At 73.8% G+C, this 19,913-nt stretch carries 24 protein-coding genes; 6 read left to right on the forward strand and 18 right to left on the reverse strand.

The window, feature by feature from the left end:
* Positions 1 to 195: hypothetical protein (locus tag AB0B41_RS31595; protein WP_358209824.1), on the reverse strand; the 195-nt coding region annotated here is incomplete at its 3' end.
* Positions 196 to 310: 115 nt separating this feature from the next.
* Here AB0B41_RS31595 and AB0B41_RS31600 point away from each other — a divergent pair.
* On the forward strand, positions 311 to 808 hold the full coding sequence (locus AB0B41_RS31600; protein WP_358209826.1) for an Hsp20/alpha crystallin family protein: 498 nt from the start codon (positions 311 to 313) through the stop codon (positions 806 to 808).
* A gap of 87 nt (positions 809 to 895) precedes the next feature.
* Here AB0B41_RS31600 and AB0B41_RS31605 read toward each other — a convergent pair whose 3' ends face one another.
* From AB0B41_RS31605 to AB0B41_RS31650, 10 genes are all read right to left on the reverse strand, one after another.
* Positions 896 to 1,606, reverse strand: a complete 711-nt coding sequence (locus AB0B41_RS31605; RefSeq protein WP_063739805.1) for a GntR family transcriptional regulator — start codon at positions 1,604 to 1,606, stop codon at positions 896 to 898.
* 92 nt (positions 1,607 to 1,698) lie between these two features.
* The gene (locus AB0B41_RS31610; RefSeq protein ID WP_358209829.1) at positions 1,699 to 1,950 is read right to left on the reverse strand and encodes a carboxymuconolactone decarboxylase family protein; all 252 of its coding nucleotides are present in this window, start codon (positions 1,948 to 1,950) and stop codon (positions 1,699 to 1,701) included.
* Positions 1,905 to 2,480, reverse strand: a complete 576-nt coding sequence (locus AB0B41_RS31615) for a carboxymuconolactone decarboxylase family protein (RefSeq protein ID WP_358209831.1) — start codon at positions 2,478 to 2,480, stop codon at positions 1,905 to 1,907. The genes AB0B41_RS31610 and AB0B41_RS31615 overlap by 46 nt, the downstream gene beginning before the upstream one ends.
* Positions 2,477 to 3,361 (reverse strand): NAD(P)-dependent oxidoreductase, encoded by an 885-nt coding sequence (locus AB0B41_RS31620; RefSeq protein WP_358209833.1) that lies wholly within the window; start codon positions 3,359 to 3,361, stop codon positions 2,477 to 2,479. Before AB0B41_RS31620 ends, AB0B41_RS31615 begins: the two co-directional genes overlap by 4 nt.
* The gene (locus AB0B41_RS31625) at positions 3,354 to 3,770 is read right to left on the reverse strand and encodes a carboxymuconolactone decarboxylase family protein (RefSeq protein ID WP_358209835.1); all 417 of its coding nucleotides are present in this window, start codon (positions 3,768 to 3,770) and stop codon (positions 3,354 to 3,356) included. Before AB0B41_RS31625 ends, AB0B41_RS31620 begins: the two co-directional genes overlap by 8 nt.
* A complete protein-coding gene (locus tag AB0B41_RS31630) occupies positions 3,767 to 4,171 on the reverse strand; it encodes a cupin domain-containing protein (protein WP_358209837.1) in 405 nt (134 codons plus the stop codon). The genes AB0B41_RS31625 and AB0B41_RS31630 overlap by 4 nt, the downstream gene beginning before the upstream one ends.
* 3 nt (positions 4,172 to 4,174) lie before the next feature.
* Entirely contained in the window at positions 4,175 to 5,071 is an 897-nt protein-coding gene (locus tag AB0B41_RS31635; protein WP_358209839.1) for an NAD(P)-dependent oxidoreductase, read from the reverse strand.
* Entirely contained in the window at positions 5,068 to 5,937 is an 870-nt protein-coding gene (locus AB0B41_RS31640; RefSeq protein WP_358209840.1) for an SDR family oxidoreductase, read from the reverse strand. The genes AB0B41_RS31635 and AB0B41_RS31640 overlap by 4 nt, the downstream gene beginning before the upstream one ends.
* Positions 5,934 to 6,749, reverse strand: a complete 816-nt coding sequence (locus tag AB0B41_RS31645; protein WP_358209842.1) for an N-acyl homoserine lactonase family protein — start codon at positions 6,747 to 6,749, stop codon at positions 5,934 to 5,936. Before AB0B41_RS31645 ends, AB0B41_RS31640 begins: the two co-directional genes overlap by 4 nt.
* Positions 6,749 to 8,113 carry an MFS transporter gene (locus tag AB0B41_RS31650; protein ID WP_358209844.1) on the reverse strand — a complete coding sequence of 455 codons (1,365 nt, stop codon included), beginning with the start codon at positions 8,111 to 8,113 and terminating at the stop codon, positions 6,749 to 6,751. The genes AB0B41_RS31645 and AB0B41_RS31650 overlap by 1 nt, the downstream gene beginning before the upstream one ends.
* Positions 8,114 to 8,293: 180 nt before the next feature.
* Here AB0B41_RS31650 and AB0B41_RS31655 point away from each other — a divergent pair, with 180 nt between their 5' ends.
* A complete protein-coding gene (locus tag AB0B41_RS31655; RefSeq protein WP_358209846.1) occupies positions 8,294 to 9,559 on the forward strand; it encodes an alpha/beta hydrolase in 1,266 nt (421 codons plus the stop codon).
* Here the strand turns inward: AB0B41_RS31655 and AB0B41_RS31660 are convergent.
* The 5 genes from AB0B41_RS31660 to AB0B41_RS31680 are packed head-to-tail and all read right to left on the reverse strand — an operon-like array spanning position 9,549 to position 14,224.
* Positions 9,549 to 9,899, reverse strand: a complete 351-nt coding sequence (locus AB0B41_RS31660) for a universal stress protein (protein ID WP_358209848.1) — start codon at positions 9,897 to 9,899, stop codon at positions 9,549 to 9,551. The genes AB0B41_RS31655 and AB0B41_RS31660 overlap by 11 nt on opposite strands.
* Positions 9,896 to 11,341 carry a sugar porter family MFS transporter gene (locus tag AB0B41_RS31665; RefSeq protein ID WP_358209850.1) on the reverse strand — a complete coding sequence of 482 codons (1,446 nt, stop codon included), beginning with the start codon at positions 11,339 to 11,341 and terminating at the stop codon, positions 9,896 to 9,898. The genes AB0B41_RS31660 and AB0B41_RS31665 overlap by 4 nt, the downstream gene beginning before the upstream one ends.
* A gap of 59 nt (positions 11,342 to 11,400) precedes the next feature.
* Positions 11,401 to 12,291 (reverse strand): sugar phosphate isomerase/epimerase family protein, encoded by an 891-nt coding sequence (locus AB0B41_RS31670; RefSeq protein ID WP_358209852.1) that lies wholly within the window; start codon positions 12,289 to 12,291, stop codon positions 11,401 to 11,403.
* Complete coding sequence (locus tag AB0B41_RS31675; RefSeq protein ID WP_358209853.1) at positions 12,288 to 13,286, reverse strand: Gfo/Idh/MocA family oxidoreductase; 999 nt, start codon at positions 13,284 to 13,286, stop codon at positions 12,288 to 12,290. Before AB0B41_RS31675 ends, AB0B41_RS31670 begins: the two co-directional genes overlap by 4 nt.
* 14 nt (positions 13,287 to 13,300) lie before the next feature.
* Complete coding sequence (locus AB0B41_RS31680; protein ID WP_358209855.1) at positions 13,301 to 14,224, reverse strand: sugar phosphate isomerase/epimerase; 924 nt, start codon at positions 14,222 to 14,224, stop codon at positions 13,301 to 13,303.
* 191 nt (positions 14,225 to 14,415) lie between these two features.
* Between AB0B41_RS31680 and AB0B41_RS31685 the strand changes: the two genes are divergently transcribed.
* From AB0B41_RS31685 to AB0B41_RS31695, 3 genes are all read left to right on the forward strand, one after another.
* Entirely contained in the window at positions 14,416 to 15,420 is a 1,005-nt protein-coding gene (locus AB0B41_RS31685) for a LacI family DNA-binding transcriptional regulator (protein ID WP_358209857.1), read from the forward strand.
* Between the two features lie 132 nt (positions 15,421 to 15,552).
* Positions 15,553 to 16,320 carry a DUF2306 domain-containing protein gene (locus AB0B41_RS31690; RefSeq protein ID WP_358209859.1) on the forward strand — a complete coding sequence of 256 codons (768 nt, stop codon included), beginning with the start codon at positions 15,553 to 15,555 and terminating at the stop codon, positions 16,318 to 16,320.
* Entirely contained in the window at positions 16,317 to 17,303 is a 987-nt protein-coding gene (locus tag AB0B41_RS31695) for a LacI family DNA-binding transcriptional regulator (protein ID WP_358209861.1), read from the forward strand. The genes AB0B41_RS31690 and AB0B41_RS31695 overlap by 4 nt, the downstream gene beginning before the upstream one ends.
* Positions 17,304 to 17,339: 36 nt before the next feature.
* Here AB0B41_RS31695 and AB0B41_RS31700 read toward each other — a convergent pair whose 3' ends face one another.
* Complete coding sequence (locus tag AB0B41_RS31700; protein ID WP_358209863.1) at positions 17,340 to 18,011, reverse strand: response regulator transcription factor; 672 nt, start codon at positions 18,009 to 18,011, stop codon at positions 17,340 to 17,342.
* Positions 18,008 to 19,171 (reverse strand): sensor histidine kinase, encoded by a 1,164-nt coding sequence (locus AB0B41_RS31705; protein WP_358209865.1) that lies wholly within the window; start codon positions 19,169 to 19,171, stop codon positions 18,008 to 18,010. The genes AB0B41_RS31700 and AB0B41_RS31705 overlap by 4 nt, the downstream gene beginning before the upstream one ends.
* Positions 19,172 to 19,359: 188 nt before the next feature.
* On the opposite strand from AB0B41_RS31705, the gene AB0B41_RS31710 reads away from it, so the two are divergent.
* A complete protein-coding gene (locus AB0B41_RS31710; protein WP_358209867.1) occupies positions 19,360 to 19,905 on the forward strand; it encodes a DUF1772 domain-containing protein in 546 nt (181 codons plus the stop codon).
* Positions 19,906 to 19,913: the final 8 nt, after the last annotated feature.

Raw genomic sequence — 19,913 nt, forward strand, 5'->3', positions numbered from 1 at the left:
TTTGTGTGTTGGTCCCACTAGTACCCGCGCACGGTCGTTCTCGGGGTAGGGCTCGCCGCATCGCCAGCAGCGGTCGGGCGGGGCGGACGGGTCGTCCGTGGGCATGGCTCCGCAGGCCGGGCACAGCTCGTGCAGCCAGCAGACCGGGTCGCCGCCCGGCTCGTCGTCCCGGTCGTGGTCGTGCTCCTCCGTCACCCCACCACTGTGACGCGCTCCACCTCCTCATGACAGGAATTGAGTCGGGTCGACTCACGTTTGTGCAGTCAGGCGCTGCGAACCCCGCCAGCGACCAGCATCGAGGAGACACACGATGAGCACCCTGATCCCGCGCCGCGACCCCTTCTTCGCCGACTTCGACGCCCTGGTGCGGCGCGCCTTCGGCCCCTCCGCCGTGCGCGTCGCGCGCCCGGAGAGCGGCTTCACCCCGGCCGCCGACGTGAGCCGTGACGGCGCCGACGCCCTGGTCTCCCTGGAGGTCCCGGGCCTCGACCCCGCCACCGACGTCCACGTGGACGTCGAGGAGGGCCGCCTGGTGGTGCACGGCGAGCGCCGTGACGAGCGGAACGAGGAGAACGAGGGCCGCCGCGTCCGCGAGGTCCGCTACGGCTCCTTCCGCCGCAGCTTCGCCCTCCCCCGGCACGTCACCGCCGACGCGGTGAGCGCCTCCTACGAGGCGGGTGTGCTGAAGGTCCGGGTGGCGGGCGTTTACGCCGAGCCGCAGAAGCCGGGCGTGACCAGCATCCCGGTGCAGGTCCCGACCGCGGAGCTGCCGGCGCAGGAGTCCGAGAAGGGCTCCGAGCAGGAGTGATCCGGCCGGCCGGGATCGCCCGGCCGACGAACGACGACGGCACCCCGCCCGGACGGGCGGGGTGCCGTTTCGCTGTCGGTGGGACGGCTACGACCCCGCTCGGCCCACCCCGTCGAGGGCGGCGAGGCCGGTCGCGGCGGCGTGCTCGAGGTGCTCGATGCAGAGTCGCTCGGCGGAGGCGACGTCGCGGGCGGTGATCGCGTCGACCAGGGCACGCATCTCCACCGCCATCTGGGCCGCGCGGCCGGGCTGCGACATGGACGTGGCGCGCAGCAGCCGGACCCGCGCCTGCACCCCACCGAGGATCTGTTCGATCGTGGGGCTGGCCGCCCCGGCGAGCAGCTCGGTGTAGAAGAGGTCCTTGTCGCGCAGCAGTCGGTGCATGTCCGCGCCCGCCTCGACGTCCTGCTCCAGCGCGGTGACGGTGGCCCGCAGCCGGTCGTGGTGCGCCGCGTTCGCCCGCTCGATGAACCGGCGCACGGTGAGTGCCTCCAGCGAGGCCCGCACCGCGTAGAGGTCGCGGGCCTCGTCGGCCGAGGGCTTGTAGACCATCGCCCCCTTCTGCGGCACGGTGACGACGAGCCCCTCGGCGGCCAGCTCGCGCAGCGCCTCGCGGATCGTCGCGCGGGACACCCCGGTCTGCTCGATGAGCTCGCGCTCCACGAGCCGCTGCCCGGGCTGCAGCTCGAACTCGAGGATCGCGGTGCGCAGCCCGTCGATGACCTGCTCGCGCAGGGGCGCGGCGATCCGGCCGACCCGGATCCCGCGGAAGGTGCCCGTCTCCTCACCTGCCGTCACCAGGCGCACAGTAGTCGGACCCGCGCCGCTGCCGGGCCGCCGTGGCGCGTTCGCACCCTCCGCGGCGGCCCGGGCACCGGCGCCGGCCGGCGTCACCCCGACCCGCTCTCCTGCTCGGCGACCACCGAGGCGAGGATCGGTGCCGCCGTCGTCGCCGCGTGGATGCCGATCACGCTGACGATCGACAGCACCTCCATCAGCTCGTCCTGCGTGGCACCGAGGCGCACGGCGTTGCGCAGGTGCAGCTTGAGCCCCGGGACGTAGAGGTGGGTGGCCGCGGCGTCGAAGGCGATGTAGATCATCTCCTTGACCTTCGGCTCCAGCGTGCCGGTCTTCCACGGCACCGAGGAGAACTCGACGTACGCCTCGAACAGGTCCGGGGCGAGCTCGAGGATGCCCTCCAGAACTCGTGCCAGTAGCCGCGGTGGGCGGTGAACTCGGCCTTGAGCCTCTCCCGGCGCTCGTCCAGCGGCGCCGGCCCGGTGCGGAGGCCCTCCTCCTCGAGCACCTCGAGCAGCAGCGGCACCCCGATGTTGCAGGCGTGGATGCCGAGCGTGCTGGTCAGCTCCAGGACCTCCATGATCTCGGCCGGCGTGGCCCCGTGCCGGAGCGCGGCCGCGACGTGCTGGCGGATGCCGGGCTCGTACAGGTGGGTCGCCGCGGCGTCGGCCGCGATGTAGACGAACTCCTTGACCTTCGGCTCGAGGTGCGACGCCGCGGTCCACGGCACGCTCGAGAAGCGCAGGTAGGCCTCGAGGAACGCGGGGTCGAGCTCGAGGATCCGCTGCCACGGCTCGCCCCAGGTGCCGCGGACCCGCACGAACTCGTCCTTGACCCGCTGCTGCTCCGTCGTGAGGGTCTCGGTCGCGGTCACTGGTCCTCCTCCGGCCGCTCCCGCAGCCATCGTGCGATCTCGGTGTGGTCCGCCTCCGGCCCGAGGGTCCCGACGGCGCGGCTCCAGAGGGCGAGCGTGCGCTCGGCGTGGCCGCGGGGTGCGTCGACGGCCTCGGCCAGCCCGAGCGCGATCCGCAGGTCCTTGACCATCAACCCGGCCGTGAAGCCGGAGCCGTAGGTGCCGGGGACGATGTGCGTGGGCCACTTGGTCTCGGTGGACCCGCTGCGGCCGCTGGAGCCGTTGATCGCGTCGAGCATGGCCGTGGCGTCCAGCCCGAACCGCTCCCCCGCGAGGATCGCCTCCGACGTCGCGAGCAGGTGCGAGGCGGAGAGCAGGTTGTTGAGCGCCTTGAGCGCGTGCCCGGCGCCCGTCCCGCCCACGTGCCGGACCCGGCCCATCAGCGCCAGCAGCGGGGTGAGCCGTTCCGCGGCGTCGTCCGGTCCGCCGACCATGATCGTCAACGTGCCGGCCTCGGCCCCCGCCACACCCCCGGACACCGGCGCGTCGACCAGCGTGGCGCCGCGCTCGGCGACCCGCTCGGCCAGCGCCCGGGTCCGCAGCGGCTCCGACGTGCTCATGTCCACGAGCAGGGTGCCGGGCGCGAGGGCGTCGAGCAGGCCGCCGTCGACGACCTTCTCCACGATCCCGGAGTCCGGCAGCATCAGGACGACGACGGGCGCGCCCTCGGCCGCGGCCGCGGCACTCGGCATGGGGGTGAGGACGTCGGCGAGCCCCTCGGCCACGCCGGGCGCGGCGTCGTGCCCGCGCACCGCCACTCCCCCGGCCGCGAGCCGCCGCACCATCGGTGTGCCCATCCGGCCCAGCCCGACGAAGCCGACGCGGTCGAACGCCTCACCCATGGCCGTTCCCCGAGACGTCGACGGACTCGGCGGCGATCTCCCGCAACACCCGCTCGGCCACCCGGAAGGCCTCGAGCGCCGCCGGGGCACCGCAGTACCCGGTGGTCTGCAGCAGCGCCTCCTGGATCTCGGTCTCGGTGCAGCCGTTCGTCACCGCGCCGCGGACGTGCACGGCGAGCTCGTGGCCGCGGTTGAGCGCCGTCAGCATCACCAGGTTGAGCAGGCTGCGGGTGCGCCGGTCGAGTCCCGGCCGGCTCCACAGCTCGCCCCAGACGTTCTGCGTGACGTACTCCTGGACCGGCCGCGAGAACTCGCTGACGCCCTGCAGCGAGCGGTCCACGTGCGCGTCGCCGAGCACCTCGCGGCGGATGCCGAGGCCCCGCTCGTACCGGTCGTCCCCGCCGCTCATCGCGCCACCTCCACGGCCGCGAGGTAGTCCCCCTCGGTGACCTCCTCGAGCCACGTCGTCGGCCCGATCGAGAAGGCGAGATGGGTCATCACCGTGTCCGCGGTCCCGCCGTGCCAGTGCTGCTCGCCGGGCGGCACCCACACCACGTCGCCGGCCCGGATGACCTGCGGTTCCTCGCCGCGGGGACAGACCCAGCCCATCCCCGCCGTGACGACGAGCAGCTGGCCGCCGGTGTGGTGGTGCCAGTACGTGCGCGCCCCCGGCGTGAAGGTCACCGAGTTGAGCGTGTTGTGCTCGGCGGTGGTCGGCAGCACCGGGTCACCCCAGACCGTGCCGGTGAAGGTCTCGGTCCGGTTCTGGGTCGGTGTGGTGTCAGGGGCCCGGCCCCGAACGATCTGCACTGGTCATCCTTCCTGGTCGTGCACTCGTACCCCGCCGGCGACGTCGCCGAGTGCGTCGACGACGCGGTTGCTGATCAGGTCGCCGTAGCCGAGGTTCTCCGCGAGCCCGAAGCTGGCCAGCGGGCCCGCGGCGTTCAGGGTGGGGACGCCGAGCCGGCCCATCAGGTCGACGTAGAGCGCGACGTCCTTGGTCATGAGCCTGCTCGTCAGGCCGCCCTCGAGGTAGTCGCCGCGGACGATCGCGGGGAACCGGTTCGTGGTCGCGAAGTTGACGCCGCTGCTCGAGTTGATCACCTCGAGCAGCTGCGGCAGGTCCAGCCCGGCCTTGCGGCCCGCGACCATCACCTCGGCGGAGGCCGCGAGGCTGACGGCGTTGAGGAAGTTGTTGAGCAGCTTGGCCGTGTGCCCGGCGCCGGACGGCCCCATGTGGTGCACGGTCGCCGCGATCGGCGCGAGGACGCTCTCGAGCTCGGCGAGCGCGCCCGGGTCGCCCCCGGCCATGATCGTCAGACTGCCCTTCTCCGCGGCGGCGGCGCCCCCGGAGATCCCGGCGTCGAGGTAGCGCACGCCGCGCGCGAGCGCCTCGTCGTGCAGGGTCCGGGTCGACGCAGGCGACGCGGTGGAGAGATCCACGATCGTGGTCCCCTCGTCGGCCACCGCCAGCACCGCCCGCACCACGGGCTCCACGACGTGGCTGTCCGGCAACGACAGCAGCAGGACCCGGGTCCGCCGCGCCACATCGGCCGGGTCCGCCGCGGGCTCCGCACCGACCGACCCGGCCCGTCCCGCCACCGGGTCGTGCCCGACGACGGTGAACCCGGCGTCGACGAGCCGGCGCGCCATCCGGCCGCCCATGTTGCCGAGGCCGATCATCCCGACCGTGTCCACGGTGTCCGTCACGACTGGCTCCCCTCCCGCGCTCCTGCCCGCAGCCGGGCGTCGACCGGCCCGGTGTCCCACGCGCCCGCCCCGCCCGACGGCCGCACCGTGCTGACCGCCGCCGCCCCGCCGTCGACGGAGACGACCTCGGCCGTGAGGTACGAGGCCCCGTCGCCGAGCAGGAAGGCCACCACCGACGCGATCTCCTCGGGCGTGCCCGGCCGGCGCAGCGGCGTGGTCGCCGCCCGGCGGGCCATGTCCCCTCCTCCGCCCGGCCCGTCGCCCGAGGCCGCGAACAGCGCGGTCGGCACGATCCCGGGGGCGACGGCGTTGACGCGGACCCCGAGCGGGCCGCCGTAGACCGCGGCCCCGCGCAGCAGGCCGAGCACGCCGTGCTTCGACGCCTGGTAGGCCAGCAGGTCGTCGCTGCCGCGCAGCGACGCGATGGATGCCGTGAGCACGATCGCGCCCCCTGAACCCTGGGTTTCGAACCGGCGAAACGCCGCCCGGAGGCCGAGGAAGGTGCCGCGCAGGTTCACGGCCGTCACCCGGTCGAAGTCCTCGACCGTGAGATCGGGGAGCCGGACCAGCGGTCCGGGGATTCCCGCGTTGAGGTGGTACCGGTCGATCCGGCCGAACGCCTCGACGCCCGCGGCGACGGCGGCGTCGACGTCGGCCTCGCTCGCGACGTCGCCGGGCACGCACACGGCCGCACCGGGCAGCCCGGCCGCGACCTTCTCGAGTCCCGCGGCGTCGAGGTCGGTGAGCACGAGCCGCGCGCCGCGCTCGGCCAGCACCCGCGCACTCGCCGCGCCGAGGGCGCCCGCGGCCCCGGTGACGAGCACGACCGTGTCGGCGAGGCCATCGCACGTGAGGGTGGCCGTCATGCGGTGTCCTCCCCCGGTGCGACCCGGACGACCAGGTCGGCGAGCTCCGGGGCCAGCCCGGGCACGCGGCCCGGGAACCGTTCCGGGACCGCGGCGTCGTGCCCGGCGAGCAGCACCCGGCCGGGGTCCTCGGTCATCTCGCGGAGCAGGTCGAAGCCCCGGTACATGTCGGCGAGATCGGCCACGACGAAGAACGGGCGGTCGCGCTCGAGCTCCTCGTAGAGGTGCAGTGCGTCCGCGGCGAGCACGACCGCGCCCCCGGTCGTCGCGACCTGCGCGACGAGCTGCCCGGGCGTGTGCCCGCCGACCACCACCAGCTCGAACCCCGGTGCCAGGTCGAGCGTGTCCTCGACGAGCCGGACCCGCCCGTCCGCGGCGGCCTTGGCGAGCAGGCCGAGCTCGTCGGGCTCGGTGGAGTGGGCGAACTGCAACCGGCCGGCGTAGGGGCCGGTCCAGAAGTCCAGCTCGCGGCGGGCGAGCACGATCTCGGCCTCCGGGAAGTGGTCGAGGTTGCCGATGTGGTCGTAGTGGGCGTGGGTCACCACGAGCCGGTCGACGGTCGTGGGCTCGATCCCCAGGCCGCGCAACGCCTCCACCGGGTCCACCAGCATCGTCCGGCGCCGGCGGGCGCCGGCCGCGGCGCCGAAACCGCAGTCGACCACGGTCGTCCGCCCGCCGTCGCGGACGACCCAGAAGAAGTAGTCCATCGGGAGCTCGGAGTCGGGCTCGCCGTAGACGTGGTGGTTGAGGAAGGTCTCCGACCGGCGCGCGGTCCGGGTCCCGTAGCGGACCGCGAGGACCTCGTAGGCCATCAGGCCGCCCTCGTGAAGTCGACGTCCTTCGTCTCCGGGCCCGCCGCGGCGCCCACCGCCCCCAGGACTCCGCCGATCGCCAGCAGCAGGGCCGCGGCCACCGCCGCCGAGACGACCTGGTTCAGGCCCGCGTAGAAGAACGCGTAGAAGGACGGGATGATCACCGAGGCGCTGAACCCGAGGCCGAACGCCGACGCCCGGACGTCGGTGTGGAAGCGCTCGTTGATGTAGGGCAGTACCACGCCCCACGGTGCCGTGACCAGCACGGAGAACACGCAGACGAGGAGCACCATCGCGCCGTACGACAGGTGGGACCCGTTCATCAGCAGCGCCATCAGCGTCGACCCGCCCACCGCGATGAGTGCGCCGAGGACGACGAAGAACCTCCGGCGGCCGATCCGCTGGGCGATCACGCCCGAGCCGATGTAGCTGACGACCAGGCAGGCGTAGGCGATCAGCAGCGCCGTGGTGAGCTGGCTCCCGCTGAGCTTCAGCACGGTGTGCAGCACGGTGGTCGGCAGGAACAGCGTGACCATGTTCTGGGTCAGCCAGAATCCGGTCATCATCGCGAAGACCTGCAGGAAGCTGCGGCCGCTGGAACCGGTGAAGAGGTTCTTCAGCGGCGCGGACTTCTTCTCCGACGCCTCCCAGATCTCGGACTCCGAGACGTAGCGCACGTAGTACAGCACCAGCACGCCGGCCAGGAGCGCGCCAAGGACGAACGGGATGCGCCAGCCCCACACCGCGTAGGGCGAGTCCGGCCCCGCCAGCGGGAAGAGCGCGAACGACGCCATCCCGACGAGGTTGATCACGATGTAGGCCAGCGGGAAGGCGGCGAGGATGACCCCGCCCAGCAGGCCGCGCTTGTGCTTCGGCGCGTACTCCATCGCCAGCGGCAGCGCGCCCGTGTACCCGCCGCCGAGGCAGATCCCGTCGAGGAAGCGCAGCAGGATCAGCAGCCAGTAGGAGGCGATCCCGATCGTGGCGTAGCCCGGGATGAAGGCGATGAGCAGCGTGATCACGCCGAATCCGCCGACCGAGGTGATGGTGGCCCGGCGGCGGCCCACCCGGTCCGCGAGCCCGCCGAAGATCGCCGCCCCGATGGGCCGGCCGATGAGGGTCGTGGCGAACACGAGCGAGGTCAGGATCGCGGAGAGCCCCGCGGACATGCCCGCCGGTTGGAAGTAGATCAAGGCCGGGGTGAGGATCACCGTCGGCAGGTAGATGTCGAACATATCAACGAACTCGGCGAAGAACGCCCCGCGGGTCGCCGACCGGCGCTTCGCCGCCCGCTCCGGCGTCTCGGGCTCGCCGGCGTACCCGGTCGGCACGGCCTTGCCCACCGTCTTGTCACTGCCCGTCATCGCGCAGTCCCATCTTGTCGCACCGTTGTGGTCGGCACCTCGTGATTGTCAGTTCGTCTGACAATCGATGGACCGGACCGTAGACACAACTCCGCGATGCAGTCAACAGCTACTCGTCCCATCCGGCCGATCGCGAGGAGCGGGTTCCCCCGATTGTCAGACGGACTTACGATCTGGCGCGTGGCCCTTCTCCGTGACGACGACATCACCCGTGCCCTGGACCCCACCCTCCTGCGCGGGCTGCCGCCCTGCCACCCGTGGTCGGCCCTCCTCGAGATCGGCGACCGCCGCATCGGGGTGCGGGTCCGCGACGAGGCGCTCGAGGTGACCGAGGGCGACGACGTCAACGCCAGCTGGGACTTCTCCTTCGCCGTCACGGCCGAGGAGTGGGAGCTGTTCTGCGCCTCGCCGCCGCCGCGGGGGATGACCTCGGCCCAGGCGCTCGTCGCGACCGGCGGGGCGCACCGGGTGCGCGGCAGCCGGGAGGTGTGGGCGCGTGCCGCTCCTGCCGTCGACCGGATCGTCGACGCCCTCCGGGCGCGCGCGGTCCCGCCGCAGCCGCGGCGGTCGGACCCGCGCCCACCCCTGCCGGGGCCGAGTCCCATCGAGGGGCGCTACCTGCACGTCGACGTGGAGGGCGACCTGCAGCGGATCCACGTCGAGTCCGCGGGCTCGGGCGTGCCGCTGCTCTGCCTGCACACCGCCGGTGCCGACTCCCGGCAGTTCCGGTACCTGCTCGAGGACCCGGACCTGACGGCGCGGTTCCGCGTGGTCGCGTTCGACATGCCCTGGCACGGGCGCTCGGATCCGCCCGCGGACTGGCGGAGCCGCCGCTACGCGCTCACGACGCGGACCTACGCGGCGACGATCCTCGCCGTGGCCGACGCGCTGGAACTGGACGAACCGGTGCTGCTCGGCTGCTCGATGGGCGGTGCGATCGCGCTCTACCTCGCGAGCACGTGCGGCGAGCGGTGGCGGGCGGTGTGCTCCCTCGAGGGCGGGCTCGGCAACCCGGGGCGCTTCGTGGAGTGGACGAACCGCGCCGACGTCGACCACTCGGGGTTCCTGACCAGCTGGGTCGGCGGGCTGATCGCGCCGGGCAGCCCGACGGGGCCGCGCGAGCAGACGCTCTGGGAGTACGCCCAGTCCGGCCCGGGCGTCTACCAGGGCGACACGTACTTCTACTCGCGCGACCTGCCGGAGCACGCCGCGGACCTCGGGCCGGCGGGGTGCCCGCTCTACGTCTTCAGCGGCGAGTACGACTACTCCGCGACCACCGAGATGAGCCGGGCCGCCGCGGAGCAGCTCGGTGGCGAGCTCGTCGTCATGCCCGGACGGGGGCACTTCCCGATGTCCGAGGACCCGGAGGGGTTCGCCGACCACCTGCGCCCGGTGCTGGACCGGATCCTGGCCGGCGAACCCGCCCGTCCCCGGTTCAGCGCTTGACGGCCAGGACCGGGACGTCCGCCTCCAGCAGCAGGCGCTGCGAGAGGCTGCCGAGCAGGACCTTGCCGATCGGCGTGCGCTTCTTCATCCCGATCACGAGCAGGTCGACCTTGCCCTCGTACTCGTCGAGGGCGGCGAGTACGCAGTCGGCGAGATCCGCGTGCCCGGTGCGCTCGCGGACGGTGATCGGCAGGTCGCTCGGCATCCCGACGACGTCGAGCGGGTCGAGCGCGAGGTTCAGCACGACCAGGTCCGTGTCCCGCCGCCGCGTCTCGTCGATCGCCGCCGAGAGGGCCGTCCGTCCCTCGGGCGAGTCGGGGACCGCCACCATCACCGTCATCGCGTCACCTCCGCCGACGCCGCTGCCGGGACGCCCGCCTGCGTGAACTCGCGCTCGAGCTGCTCCAGGGTCCGCCCCTTGGTCTCCGGCACGATCGCCTTCGCCACCAGCATGGCGCACACGCCGAGGCCGGCGAACAGGAAGAACGTCGAGGAGATCCCGATGCCCGCCACCAGGATCGGGAACAGCAGGCCGACCAGGAAGTTCACGATCCACAGCATCAGGCCGCACACGCCCATGCCGAGGCCGCGCAGCTTGAGCGGGAAGATCTCCGACAGCATCAGCCAGGTCACCGGGGAGATCGCGCCCTGCTGGAAGGCCAGGAAGGTCACCGTCAGCGCCAGGACGACGGACGCGCGGCCGACGCCCTCGGGCAGCACCAGCGAGAACACACCGACGAGCAGCAGCGCCGAGAAGGTGCCGATCTGCCCGACGATCAGCATGGGTCGCCGCGGCACCCGGCCGAGCAGCCAGATGCCGACGAACGTGGCCAGCACGGAGATCACGCCGTTGGCGATGTTCGCGATCAGCGCGCCGTCCCGGTCGAAGCCGGACTCGGTGAGGATCTGCGTGCCGTAGTACATGATCGAGTTCACGCCGGTGATCTGCTGCATGACGGCGATCGCCAGCCCGACGACCACGATGCGGCGGATCCACGGGACGGCGAGGTCGCGCCAGCCGGCGGTCCGCGCGGCCCGGTCCTCCTCGGCCAGCGCGCGCACCTCGGCGAGCTCGGCCTCCGCGCGCTTGGCGTCGCGCACCTGCTGCAGCACCGCGAGCGCCTCGCCGAACCGGCCGCGCGAGGCGAGCCAGCGCGGACTCTCCGGCATCGCGAGCATGCCGACCCAGAGCGCGACCGCGGGCAGCGTGGCGATCACCAGCATCCAGCGCCAGACGCCGCCGGCCTCGCCCCAGATCCCGCCGATCACGGCGTTGCAGAGGAACGCGAGCAGCTGCCCGCTCACGATCATGAGCTCGTTCCGCGTGACGAGCCGGCCGCGCCGCTCGGCGGGCGAGACCTCGGAGAGGTAGGCGATCACGGTGACGGACGCGCCGCCGACCGCCAGGCCGAGCACCACCCGGCCGAGCACCATCACGCCGACGCCCGGGGCGAACGTGCAGATCAGGGTGCCGACGGCGAACAGCACCGCCAGCCAGAGGATCATCGTGCGGCGGCCGCGGCGGTCGGAGATGCGGCCGCCGAGGAAGGCGCCGAGGGCCGCGCCGAGGAGCAGGGAGCTCGTGACGACGCCTTCGGTCGCCGGGGTCAGGCCCAGGTCGTCCGTCATGTACGGCAGGGCGCCGTTGATCACGCCCGTGTCGTAGCCGAAGAGCAGGCCGCCGAAGGTGGCGACGACGGTGAGGAGCGTGAGCCGCCGGTGGTGCGGGCCGGGGATCGGGGTTGTGGGGACGGCCGGCACCGCGTCGGGCGTGTGGGACAAGGGGATCCTTCGCGAGGGGACGGTGCCGCGAGGGGCGCCGGCCCCTCGCGGCCGGACGGTCAGACGTGGAGGCGGTCGGCGCCGAAGTGCTTCTCGATCAGGGCGGTGGCCTTCTCGCGCTGCCGCACGCTGATGCCCTCGGCGTCCTCCTCCCACCCGAACACGCACGACGAGACCACGCCGTCGAACCCGACCGCGGCCAGCGCGGCGAACACCGCGTCGAAGTCGACCTCACCGCGGCCGATCTCGGCGTGCTGGTGCACCCGCGCGGTCGACCCCGGCGGGTTGACGATGTAGCGCAGGCCGTTCGACGCCGTGTGGTCCAGGGTGTCGGCCAGGTGCACGTAGGTGACCTTCTCCGCGGCCGCGGCGATGATCCCGGCCGGGTCCCCGCCGGAACCGCCCTGGTGGAAGGTGTGCGGGGTGCAGTACAGGAACGAGATCCAGTCCCGGTTCAGCCCCCGGATCATGTTCACCGCGGCGCGGCCGTCCTCGATGAAGTCGTCCGGGTGCGGCTCGAGCACCAGCTTCAGACCCTCGCGTTCGAAGATCGGGAGCAGCTCGTCGAGCGAGCGCAGGAACTGGGCCTCGGCGAACTCCGCGCTTTCCGGGCGGCCGTTGAACTCCGAGTTCATGGTGTCCACGCCGAGGTCCACGGTGATCTGGATGGCCCGCTTCCAGGCCCGCACCGCGGCCTGGCGCTCCTCCTCGCCGGGCCCGGACCAGCGCAGCACGGGCAGCACCGAGGCGATCCCCACCCCGGCGTCCGCCGCCCGCTTGCGCAGCTTCGCCACGGTGGCGTCGTCCACGCGCGGGTGCTGGAAGAACGGGACGAAGTCCGCCTTGGGCGAGAGCTCCATCCACCGGTAGCCCATCTTCGCCACCACGTCCGGCAGCTCCAGCACCGAGTGCGTGGCGTAGAACATCTGCGGGTCGAGAGCGAGCTTCACGGCCGCGCCCCCAGCTTCACCTCGACGCGCCCGCCGGTGCGAACCGCCTCGACGCCGGCCTCGCAGATCGCGGCGGCGGCGTAGCCGTCCCAGGCGTCGGCGCCGTCGATCGTGCCGCGGCGGGCGGCGTCGACCCAGCGCTGCATCTGGGTGTCGTAGGCCTGGCCGAAGCGCGCCACGAAGTCGGGGGCGATGGTGCCGCCCCAGCGGCCGGCCTGCTTGACCACCAGGTTCTGGTCGAGCCCGATGGTCGCGCTGCCCTTCTCCGCGACGAGCTCGGTGCGGACCTCGTAGGCGACCTGGGTCCGCACGAAGCTCTCGACGGTCACCAGCCGGCCGGACTCGGTCTCGAACAGCACCAGCATCGGGTCGGAGACGCCCTCGGGGGCCGCCGACGTCGGCGCGCCGCGCAGCACGGTGACCGCCACGACCTCCTCGCCGAGCAGGAAGCGGGTGCAGTCCGCCTCGTGCACCACGGAGTCGGCCATGGCCATCTCCGAGTTGAAGGAGTCCGGCACGTTCGGGTTGCGGTGCGTGCAGTGCAGCATCAGCGGGGCGCCGACCGAGCCGCTCGTGATCAGCTCGCGCAACGCGACGTACTCGCTGTCGAACCGGCGCATGAAGCCGACCTGGATCAGGTCGCGGCCGCTCTCGGCCTGCGCCTTCACGACCTCGTACGACGACGGGCCGTCCATGGTCAGCGGCTTCTCGCAGAGCACCGGGACACCGCGCTCGAGGCAGGCCAGGACCTGCTTCTCGTGGGCGAAGCCGGGGCTGGCCAGCACGACGGCCTCGACGTCGTTGGCCCCGATGGCCTCGAACGGGTCGGCGACGGTGCGGGCCCCGATCGGGCCGGCGACCTTCTCGGCCTGCACATGCGAGAAGTCGTTGACCACGGTCACGCGGGCGCCGCGGACGCGGCGGGTGAGGCTGTCGACGTGGAAGGAACCCATCTTCCCCACGCCGACCACGGCGATGCGCAGATCGTCGGACATGTCTTCGCGTCCTCTCAGGCCTTCGGGGTGCCGATGTCGAGCCGGCCCGAGCAGCCGGCGAGGTAGGTGTGCGTGCGCCGCGCGATGGGCAGCGGGTGGTCCGGCGGGCAGGGGTACATGTCCTGCTCGACGATCGCGTAGATGTCGCGGCCCAGGCCCTCGACCGCGGTGAGCACCTCGCGCATGTCCGGCACGCCCAGCGGCGGCTCGATCATGGCGCCGAGCCGGACGGCCTCGGGGAACGGCAGGTCCTCGGCCTCGACCCGGGCGATGATCGCGGGGTCGACCTGCTTGAGGTGCAGGTAGCCGATCCGCTCGGGGTACTTCGTGATCAGCCCGACGTTGTCGCCGCCGTAGTACGAGACGTGCCCGGTGTCGAGGCACAGGTTCACGTACTCGGGATTCGTGTTCTCCAGGAACCGCTCGATCTCGTGCTGGTGGCCGACGTGGCTGTCCGCGTGGCTGTGGAACTGCACGTGCAGGCCGTACTCCTCCAGGATGCGGCGACCCAGCTCGTCCATGCCGGCGGTGAGGAGCTTCCAGCGCTCGTCGGAGAGGACCCGGTCCTCGAGCGGCGCACCGGTCTTGTGGTCGCGCCAGGTGTCGGGGATGACCACGATGTGCTCGCCGCCGACCGCGGCGGTCAGCGCGGCGACGTCCGTGACCTGCTTCCACACGTCGTCCCACGAGTCGGGGCGGTGCAGGTGCTCGAAGACGGTGCCGGCCGAGATCTTCAGGCCGTGCTTCTCGCACTGGTCCCGCAGCTCGTCGGGCTCGGTGGCGAGGTAGCCGTACGGCCCGATCTCGATCCACTCGTACCCGGCGCCGGAGACCTCGGAGAGGAACCGGTCGGCGGGGGTCTGCTCGGGGTCGGACGGGAACCACACGCCCCACGAGTCGGGCGCGGAGCCGATCCGGATCGTCGATGAAGGGGCCACGCTGCTGTCTCCCGGTCGTCCTCGGTGCCGATGGCGCGAGCGTCCGGAACGGACGCCCTCGTCGTGGAACTAGAGCGCTCTAGTCGCTCCGTGGCACACTATGGTGACCGCAAGGTGCGTATGTCAAGACATAGTCGTGGACGGACCGTACCGCACGTCGGACCCCGCTCATGACCTGCGAGGATGCCGCCATGGCCACGCCCCTCCCGCCGCGCCGCCGGCCGACGATGGTCGACGTCGCCGCCCGCGCGGGCGTCTCGCGCGCGCTGGTCTCCTTGGTCTTCCGCGGCCAGCCCGGGGCCTCCGCCGAGACCCGCTCCCGGGTGCTGGCCGCGGCCGAGGAGCTCGGGTACCGGCCGGACAGCGCCGCCCGGCTGCTGGCACGCGGGCGCAGCCGGACCCTCGGCGTGCTGATGACCGTGCGCGAGCCGTTCGAGGCCGACCTCGTCGAGGCCATCTACCCGGAGGCCGAGCGGCTCGGCTACGAGGTGCTGCTCTCGGCGCGCACCCCGGGCCGTGACGAGGCGACGGCGGTCGAGGGCCTGCTCGCCCACCGCTGCGAGGCGATCGTCCTGCTCGGACCGGACGTCGACGACGCCTTCCTCGCCGAGCTCGGCGCCCGCACCGTCGCCGTGGTGGTCGGGCGGGCCGCACCGGGGCTCGACAGCGTGCACAGCGCCGACGCCGAAGGCGTCCGGCAGGCGGTCGACCATCTGGTCGGCCTGGGCCACCGCGCGATCGTGCACGTCGACGGCGGCACCGGCCCCAACGCCGCCGCCCGCCGGACCGGCTACCTCGACGCCATGGCGGCCCACGGACTCGGCGCCCGCGCGCGGGTGCTGCCCGGCGCCTACCACGAGGACGCCGGGATCGCGGCCGCGCAGGCCCTGCTCGCCGACCCGGAGCTGCCGACCGCGGTCCTCGCCGCCAACGACCGATGCGCGCTCGGGCTGCTGGACACGTTGCGCCGCAACGGGATCGACGTCCCGGGGCGGGTCTCGGTGGTGGGCTACAACGACGACCGGCTCGCCCGCCTCTCCCACGTCGACCTCACGACGGTCCGGCAGGACGCCGGCCTGCTCGCCCGGCACGCCGTCCGCGCCGCCGCCGCCCGCCTCGACGACCCCGACCTCGCGCCCGGCGAGACCGAGCTGACCCCCGAGCTGGTCGTCCGGGGCACCACCGCTCCCCCGTGAGTGGCGACTGCCCCTAGAGCGGCACTCACCACTCACGACCCCCGTCGAGCTGCGGATCCTCCGGATCTCCCCACCACGGATCCGGGGGCCGGTCGGCTGCCCCGGCCCGCCGCGGCGCCGAAGCATCGGGGCATGGCCGCACCGACCACCACCACGCCGCCCCCGCCGCCGTCGAGCCCGCCGCCGTCCCATCCCTCCCCGTCGCGCACCTTCTGGCGCCGGCCGTGGGTCCTGCCGCTCGGACTCCTGGCCGTCCTGTTCCTCGTCACCGCCCTGCCGCCGTACGTCGACCTCGACCCGGCGCGGTCCCGCGTCCCGCCCCAGCCGGAGCTGCCGCACTTCTACCCGATGCTGGTGGCGCACATCGCCTTCGGTTCCGTCGCGCTGCTGACCAGCGTGCTGCAGGTGTGGCCGTGGCTGCGCCGCACGCACCCGCGCGTGCACCGGTGGAGCGGGCGGCTGTACCTGTTCGCCGGGGTGCTGCCGGGAGCGCTCGCGGTCCTGACGGTCGCCCCGTTCGGCGAGATGGGGCCGGTGCAGCAGGCGGGCAACACCGCGCTCGGCGTGCTCTGGCTGGTCACCGGTGTGCTGGGGTACCGGGCCGCCCGCCGGCGCCGGTACGCACAGCACCGGGCCTGGATGGTGCGCAGCGTCGCCCTGACGTGGTCCATCGTGGCCAATCGCGTGTGGTCACCGATCTGCCTGGCGGTGTACGCCCCCGGCGCCCTCTCGGGCGCCGACGGTGCACCCACCGTGATCGCGCAGGCCCTCGGTGTCTCCGTCTGGGCGTCATGGGTGCTGAACCTGATCGTGGCGGAGTGGTGGCTGGCAGGATCGACCAGGTGGACGGCACGACCGGTCCGAACGGAACACACGCGGGACCTCGAGCGGCGACGATGAGCGACGTCGCCCGGCAGGCGGGTGTGTCCCGGGCGACCGCCTCCTACGTGCTCAACCGGACGCCCGGCGCCCGGATCCCGGAGCAGACGCGCGCCAAGGTGCTCGCCGCCGCCGAGGCGCTGCGGTACGTCCCGCACGTCAGCGCGCGGTCGCTGCGGCGCGGGCGCAGCGACCTCGTCGTCGGGCACGTCGACGGCAGCTCGATCATGAGCGACCGGCTGCCCTTCTTCGGCCTGGTCCGGATCGCGTCCGAGGTGCGCAAGGCGGGCTACACCTTCCTCATCCACGGCGACCCCACCGTCAGCGGGCTCGCGGCCGCCCGGGCGTGGCTGGCGCTGCGGCCCGCGGCCGTCGTCGCGACGCTCGACCGGTTCACCGAGGAGAGCGTCGCGATGCTCGCCGAGGCCGGCACGGTGCCGGTCGCGCTGGGCAGGCAGTCGTCGGAGCTCACCGCCACCGTGGTGTTCGACGACGGCGAGCTCGGCCGCGTCGCCGTCACGCGCCTCGCCGACCGCGGCTGCCGGCGGATCGCCGTCCTCGGCTCGTACGACGACCGGGCCGCGGACCTGGTGCTGGGCAACCGGATCGCCGAGGTGCTGGCGACGGCGGCCGAGCGCGGGCTCGAGGCCCGCTACGTGCCCATGCGGCCGGAGGTCGACGCCGCCGGCCGGGTCGTCGACGAGTGGCGGCGGGGCTGGATGCCCGACGGCGTCGTCGGGCCGACCGACCGGCACGCCGGACTCCTGCTCGGCGCCCTCGTCGACGCCGGGATCGACGTGCCCGGCCGGGTCGCCGTGATCGGGATGGACGACGACCCGTTCTGCGACCTGCTCCGCCCGCGCCTGACCTCGGTCGCCGGCGACCTCTCCGGCGGCGACACCCCGCTCGCCGGGGTCGTCCTCTCGGCGATCGAGGGGCGGTGGGACCCGGGGCACGCGGTGCGCCGCTTCCCCGCCCGCGTGGTGGAGCGGGACAGCGCCTGACGGATCCGTCGGGCTGTCGACGGTCGCCGCCACGGGTCAGGGTTCGCCGGGGCGGACGAGGCCGCTCTCGTAGGCGATGACGACGAGCTGCGACCGGTCGCGGGCGCCCAGCTTGGCGAGGAGCCGGCTGACGTAGGTCCGCGCGGTCTCCGGGCTCAGGAACAGCGCGGCGCCGACCTCGGCGTTCGACCGGCCCCGGCCGACCTGCTCCAGGACGTCCCGCTCGCGCGCGGTGAGGCAGGCGATCCGGTCGGGGACGGGCGTGGCGGCCCGGGCCGCCGCGGCGAGGACCCGGTGCGTGACGGCGGGCGAGAGCAAGGCGTCCCCGCCGGCGACGGTGTGCACGGCGTCGCGGAGGGCGTCGGGCCGCGTGTCCTTGAGCAGGAACCCCGCCGCACCGGCACGGATGGCCTCGAACAGGTACTCGTCGTCGTCGAACGTCGTGAGCATGACGACGCGGACCCGGTCGAGCGCCGGGTCGGCCAGGATGCGGCGGGTGGCCCGGAGCCCGTCGGTACCGGGCATGCGCACGTCCATGAGGACGACGTCCGGCCGCGCGGTCCGCACGACGGCGAGCCCGGTCGCGCCGTCGCCCGCCTCGCCGACGACGGCGATGTCGGGGTCGCGCTCCAGGAGACCGCGCAGGCCCGCGCGGACGAGGTGCTGGTCGTCGACGAGGACGACGCGCACGGGGCGCACGGCGCTCACCCGCCCGCCCTGCCGACCGGGAGGCAGGCACGGACGCGGAAGCCGCCGCCCTCGGCGTCGCCGACCCGGACCTCGCCGCCGAGCAGCGCGACCCGCTCGGTCATGCCGTGCAGGCCGTGGCCGGGCTCGACGGCGACCCGGCCCCCGGGTGCGCCGCACCCGTCGTCGACGACCTCCACCCGCAGCCGCCCGCCGGCCGCCTCGACGGTCACGGTGGCGCGGGTGGCCCCGGCGTGCCGCAGCACGTTGGTGAGCGCCTCCTGGACCACGCGGTAGGCGGTGGTGGCGACGACCGCGGGGAGCGCGGCGGTGTCCCCGTCGACGCGGAGCTCGACCGGCAGCCCGCTGCTGCGCACGCCGTCGACCAGCGCCGGGAGCCGGTCGAGGCCCGCCGCGGGCTCGGGAGCGCCGGTGTCCCGGCGCAGGGTCCCGAGGGTGGCGCGCAGCTCGGTCATCGCGCCCGCCCCGGCGGCGCGGATGGCGGCCAGCGCGGCCTGCGCGTCGGCGGGCTTGCCGTCGGCGAGGGCCTCCTCCCCGACCGCCGCCTGGAGCGTGACCACGGACATCGTGTGCCCGAGCGTGTCGTGCAGCTCGCGCGCGATGCGCACGCGTTCGGCGTCGACCTGCCGGGCGGCCTCGCGGCGACGCTCCTCCTCCGCGACGCCCGCCTGGCGCGCGAGCTCGGCGCGCAGCGCCCGCCTGCTGCGGACGGCGTCGCCGAGGGCGACGACCGCGAGCACGAGTGCCGCCTCGGAGCCGAGCTGGAGGCCGAGGACGATCGCCGGGTCGTCGCCCTCGGCCAGCCGCACGCCGATCGACGCGGCGAGCAGGCACCCGGCCACGCCCGCGGCCCACACGAGGTGCCCGCGCTCCGCGGCCACGAACAGCGCGGCCGCGAGCGGCGCGGCCAGGCCGATCGGCGGCAGGTCCAGCACGTAGTAGACGACGATGCCGACCGCCGTCACGAGCAGCACCGGGACCGGCCACGCCCGGGCGGCCGGCAGCAGGGCACCGAACCCCACCGCGAACGCGAACGCGGTCACGGTGCCGGCGACCGACCGGCCGTCCGGGCCCGCGTCCCCGACGACGGCGACCGCGACCAGGCAGAACACCGCGACTCCGAGGAGCGCCTCGACGCGGGTGGGACGGACGGCCTGCACGATCGTCGAGAGTAGAGCCGAGCACGGCGCCGCCGCAGACGCCCGGAGGCGACGATCCCGGGCGCCGCCTACGTCGAGAAGCGACACCCGGTCGCGCGATGGAGCGGCAGACCCTGGCCTGCACCCGGACCTAGCGTCCCCACCGCTCCGGGCGATCCGCCCGGCACTCACCAGCGGAGGAGGACCCCATGTCCCGCACGACCGTCACGACGACGGCACTCATCGTCCTCGTGTGGGCGGCGCTGCTGTCCTTCGGGGGCGTGGCCGCCGAGACCGTGATGCTCTACCCGAACATCTTCGCCGACCCGCCCGCGTCGCTGGACCGGGCGCGGGAGTTCCTCGTCGCCGGCGGTCCGGCCGACTACTTCCCCCCGCTCGGCGCCGCGGTGGTGGTGACCGGTCTCGTCACGGTCGTGCTGACCTGGCGGGACCGGCGGCTGCGGTGGTGGGTCGTCGGGGCCGCCGCCGTGTTCGTCGCCTGCGAGTTCCTGTTCTCCGTGCTGTTCTTCTGGCCACGCAACGAGATCATGTTCGTGGACCCGGTCGGCACCCACTCCGCCGAGGAGCTGCGCCGCGTCGCGGCCGAGTTCGTCGCCGGGCACCGGGTCCGCCTCATCGGTGGCGCCGTGACGGCGGGCCTCGCCTTCGTCGCGCTCCTGCGGCAGGTCCGGGCGGCGGCGCCGGCCGGCGCGACGGACGAGCGACGTCCCCGGTCGGCCGATCCGACCCACTAGGAGCCCGC

The organism is Pseudonocardia sp. NPDC049154, assembly GCF_040648315.1.
Classification (GTDB): domain Bacteria; phylum Actinomycetota; class Actinomycetes; order Mycobacteriales; family Pseudonocardiaceae; genus Pseudonocardia.

Bases quoted from the DNA above. Each gene is read 5' to 3' on its own strand.
- AB0B41_RS31600 (WP_358209826.1), top strand. From the start codon at position 311: ATGAGCACCCTGATCCCGCGCCGCGACCCCTTCTTCGCCGACTTCGAC.
- AB0B41_RS31620 (WP_358209833.1), bottom strand. From the start codon at position 3,361: ATGGGTGAGGCGTTCGACCGCGTCGGCTTCGTCGGGCTGGGCCGGATG.
- AB0B41_RS31625 (WP_358209835.1), bottom strand. From the start codon at position 3,770: ATGAGCGGCGGGGACGACCGGTACGAGCGGGGCCTCGGCATCCGCCGC.
- AB0B41_RS31640 (WP_358209840.1), bottom strand. From the start codon at position 5,937: ATGACGGCCACCCTCACGTGCGATGGCCTCGCCGACACGGTCGTGCTC.
- AB0B41_RS31645 (WP_358209842.1), bottom strand. From the start codon at position 6,749: ATGGCCTACGAGGTCCTCGCGGTCCGCTACGGGACCCGGACCGCGCGC.
- AB0B41_RS31650 (WP_358209844.1), bottom strand. From the start codon at position 8,113: ATGACGGGCAGTGACAAGACGGTGGGCAAGGCCGTGCCGACCGGGTAC.
- AB0B41_RS31660 (WP_358209848.1), bottom strand. From the start codon at position 9,899: ATGACGGTGATGGTGGCGGTCCCCGACTCGCCCGAGGGACGGACGGCC.
- AB0B41_RS31675 (WP_358209853.1), bottom strand. From the start codon at position 13,286: ATGTCCGACGATCTGCGCATCGCCGTGGTCGGCGTGGGGAAGATGGGT.
- AB0B41_RS31685 (WP_358209857.1), top strand. From the start codon at position 14,416: ATGGCCACGCCCCTCCCGCCGCGCCGCCGGCCGACGATGGTCGACGTC.
- AB0B41_RS31690 (WP_358209859.1), top strand. From the start codon at position 15,553: ATGGCCGCACCGACCACCACCACGCCGCCCCCGCCGCCGTCGAGCCCG.
- AB0B41_RS31695 (WP_358209861.1), top strand. From the start codon at position 16,317: ATGAGCGACGTCGCCCGGCAGGCGGGTGTGTCCCGGGCGACCGCCTCC.
- AB0B41_RS31710 (WP_358209867.1), top strand. From the start codon at position 19,360: ATGTCCCGCACGACCGTCACGACGACGGCACTCATCGTCCTCGTGTGG.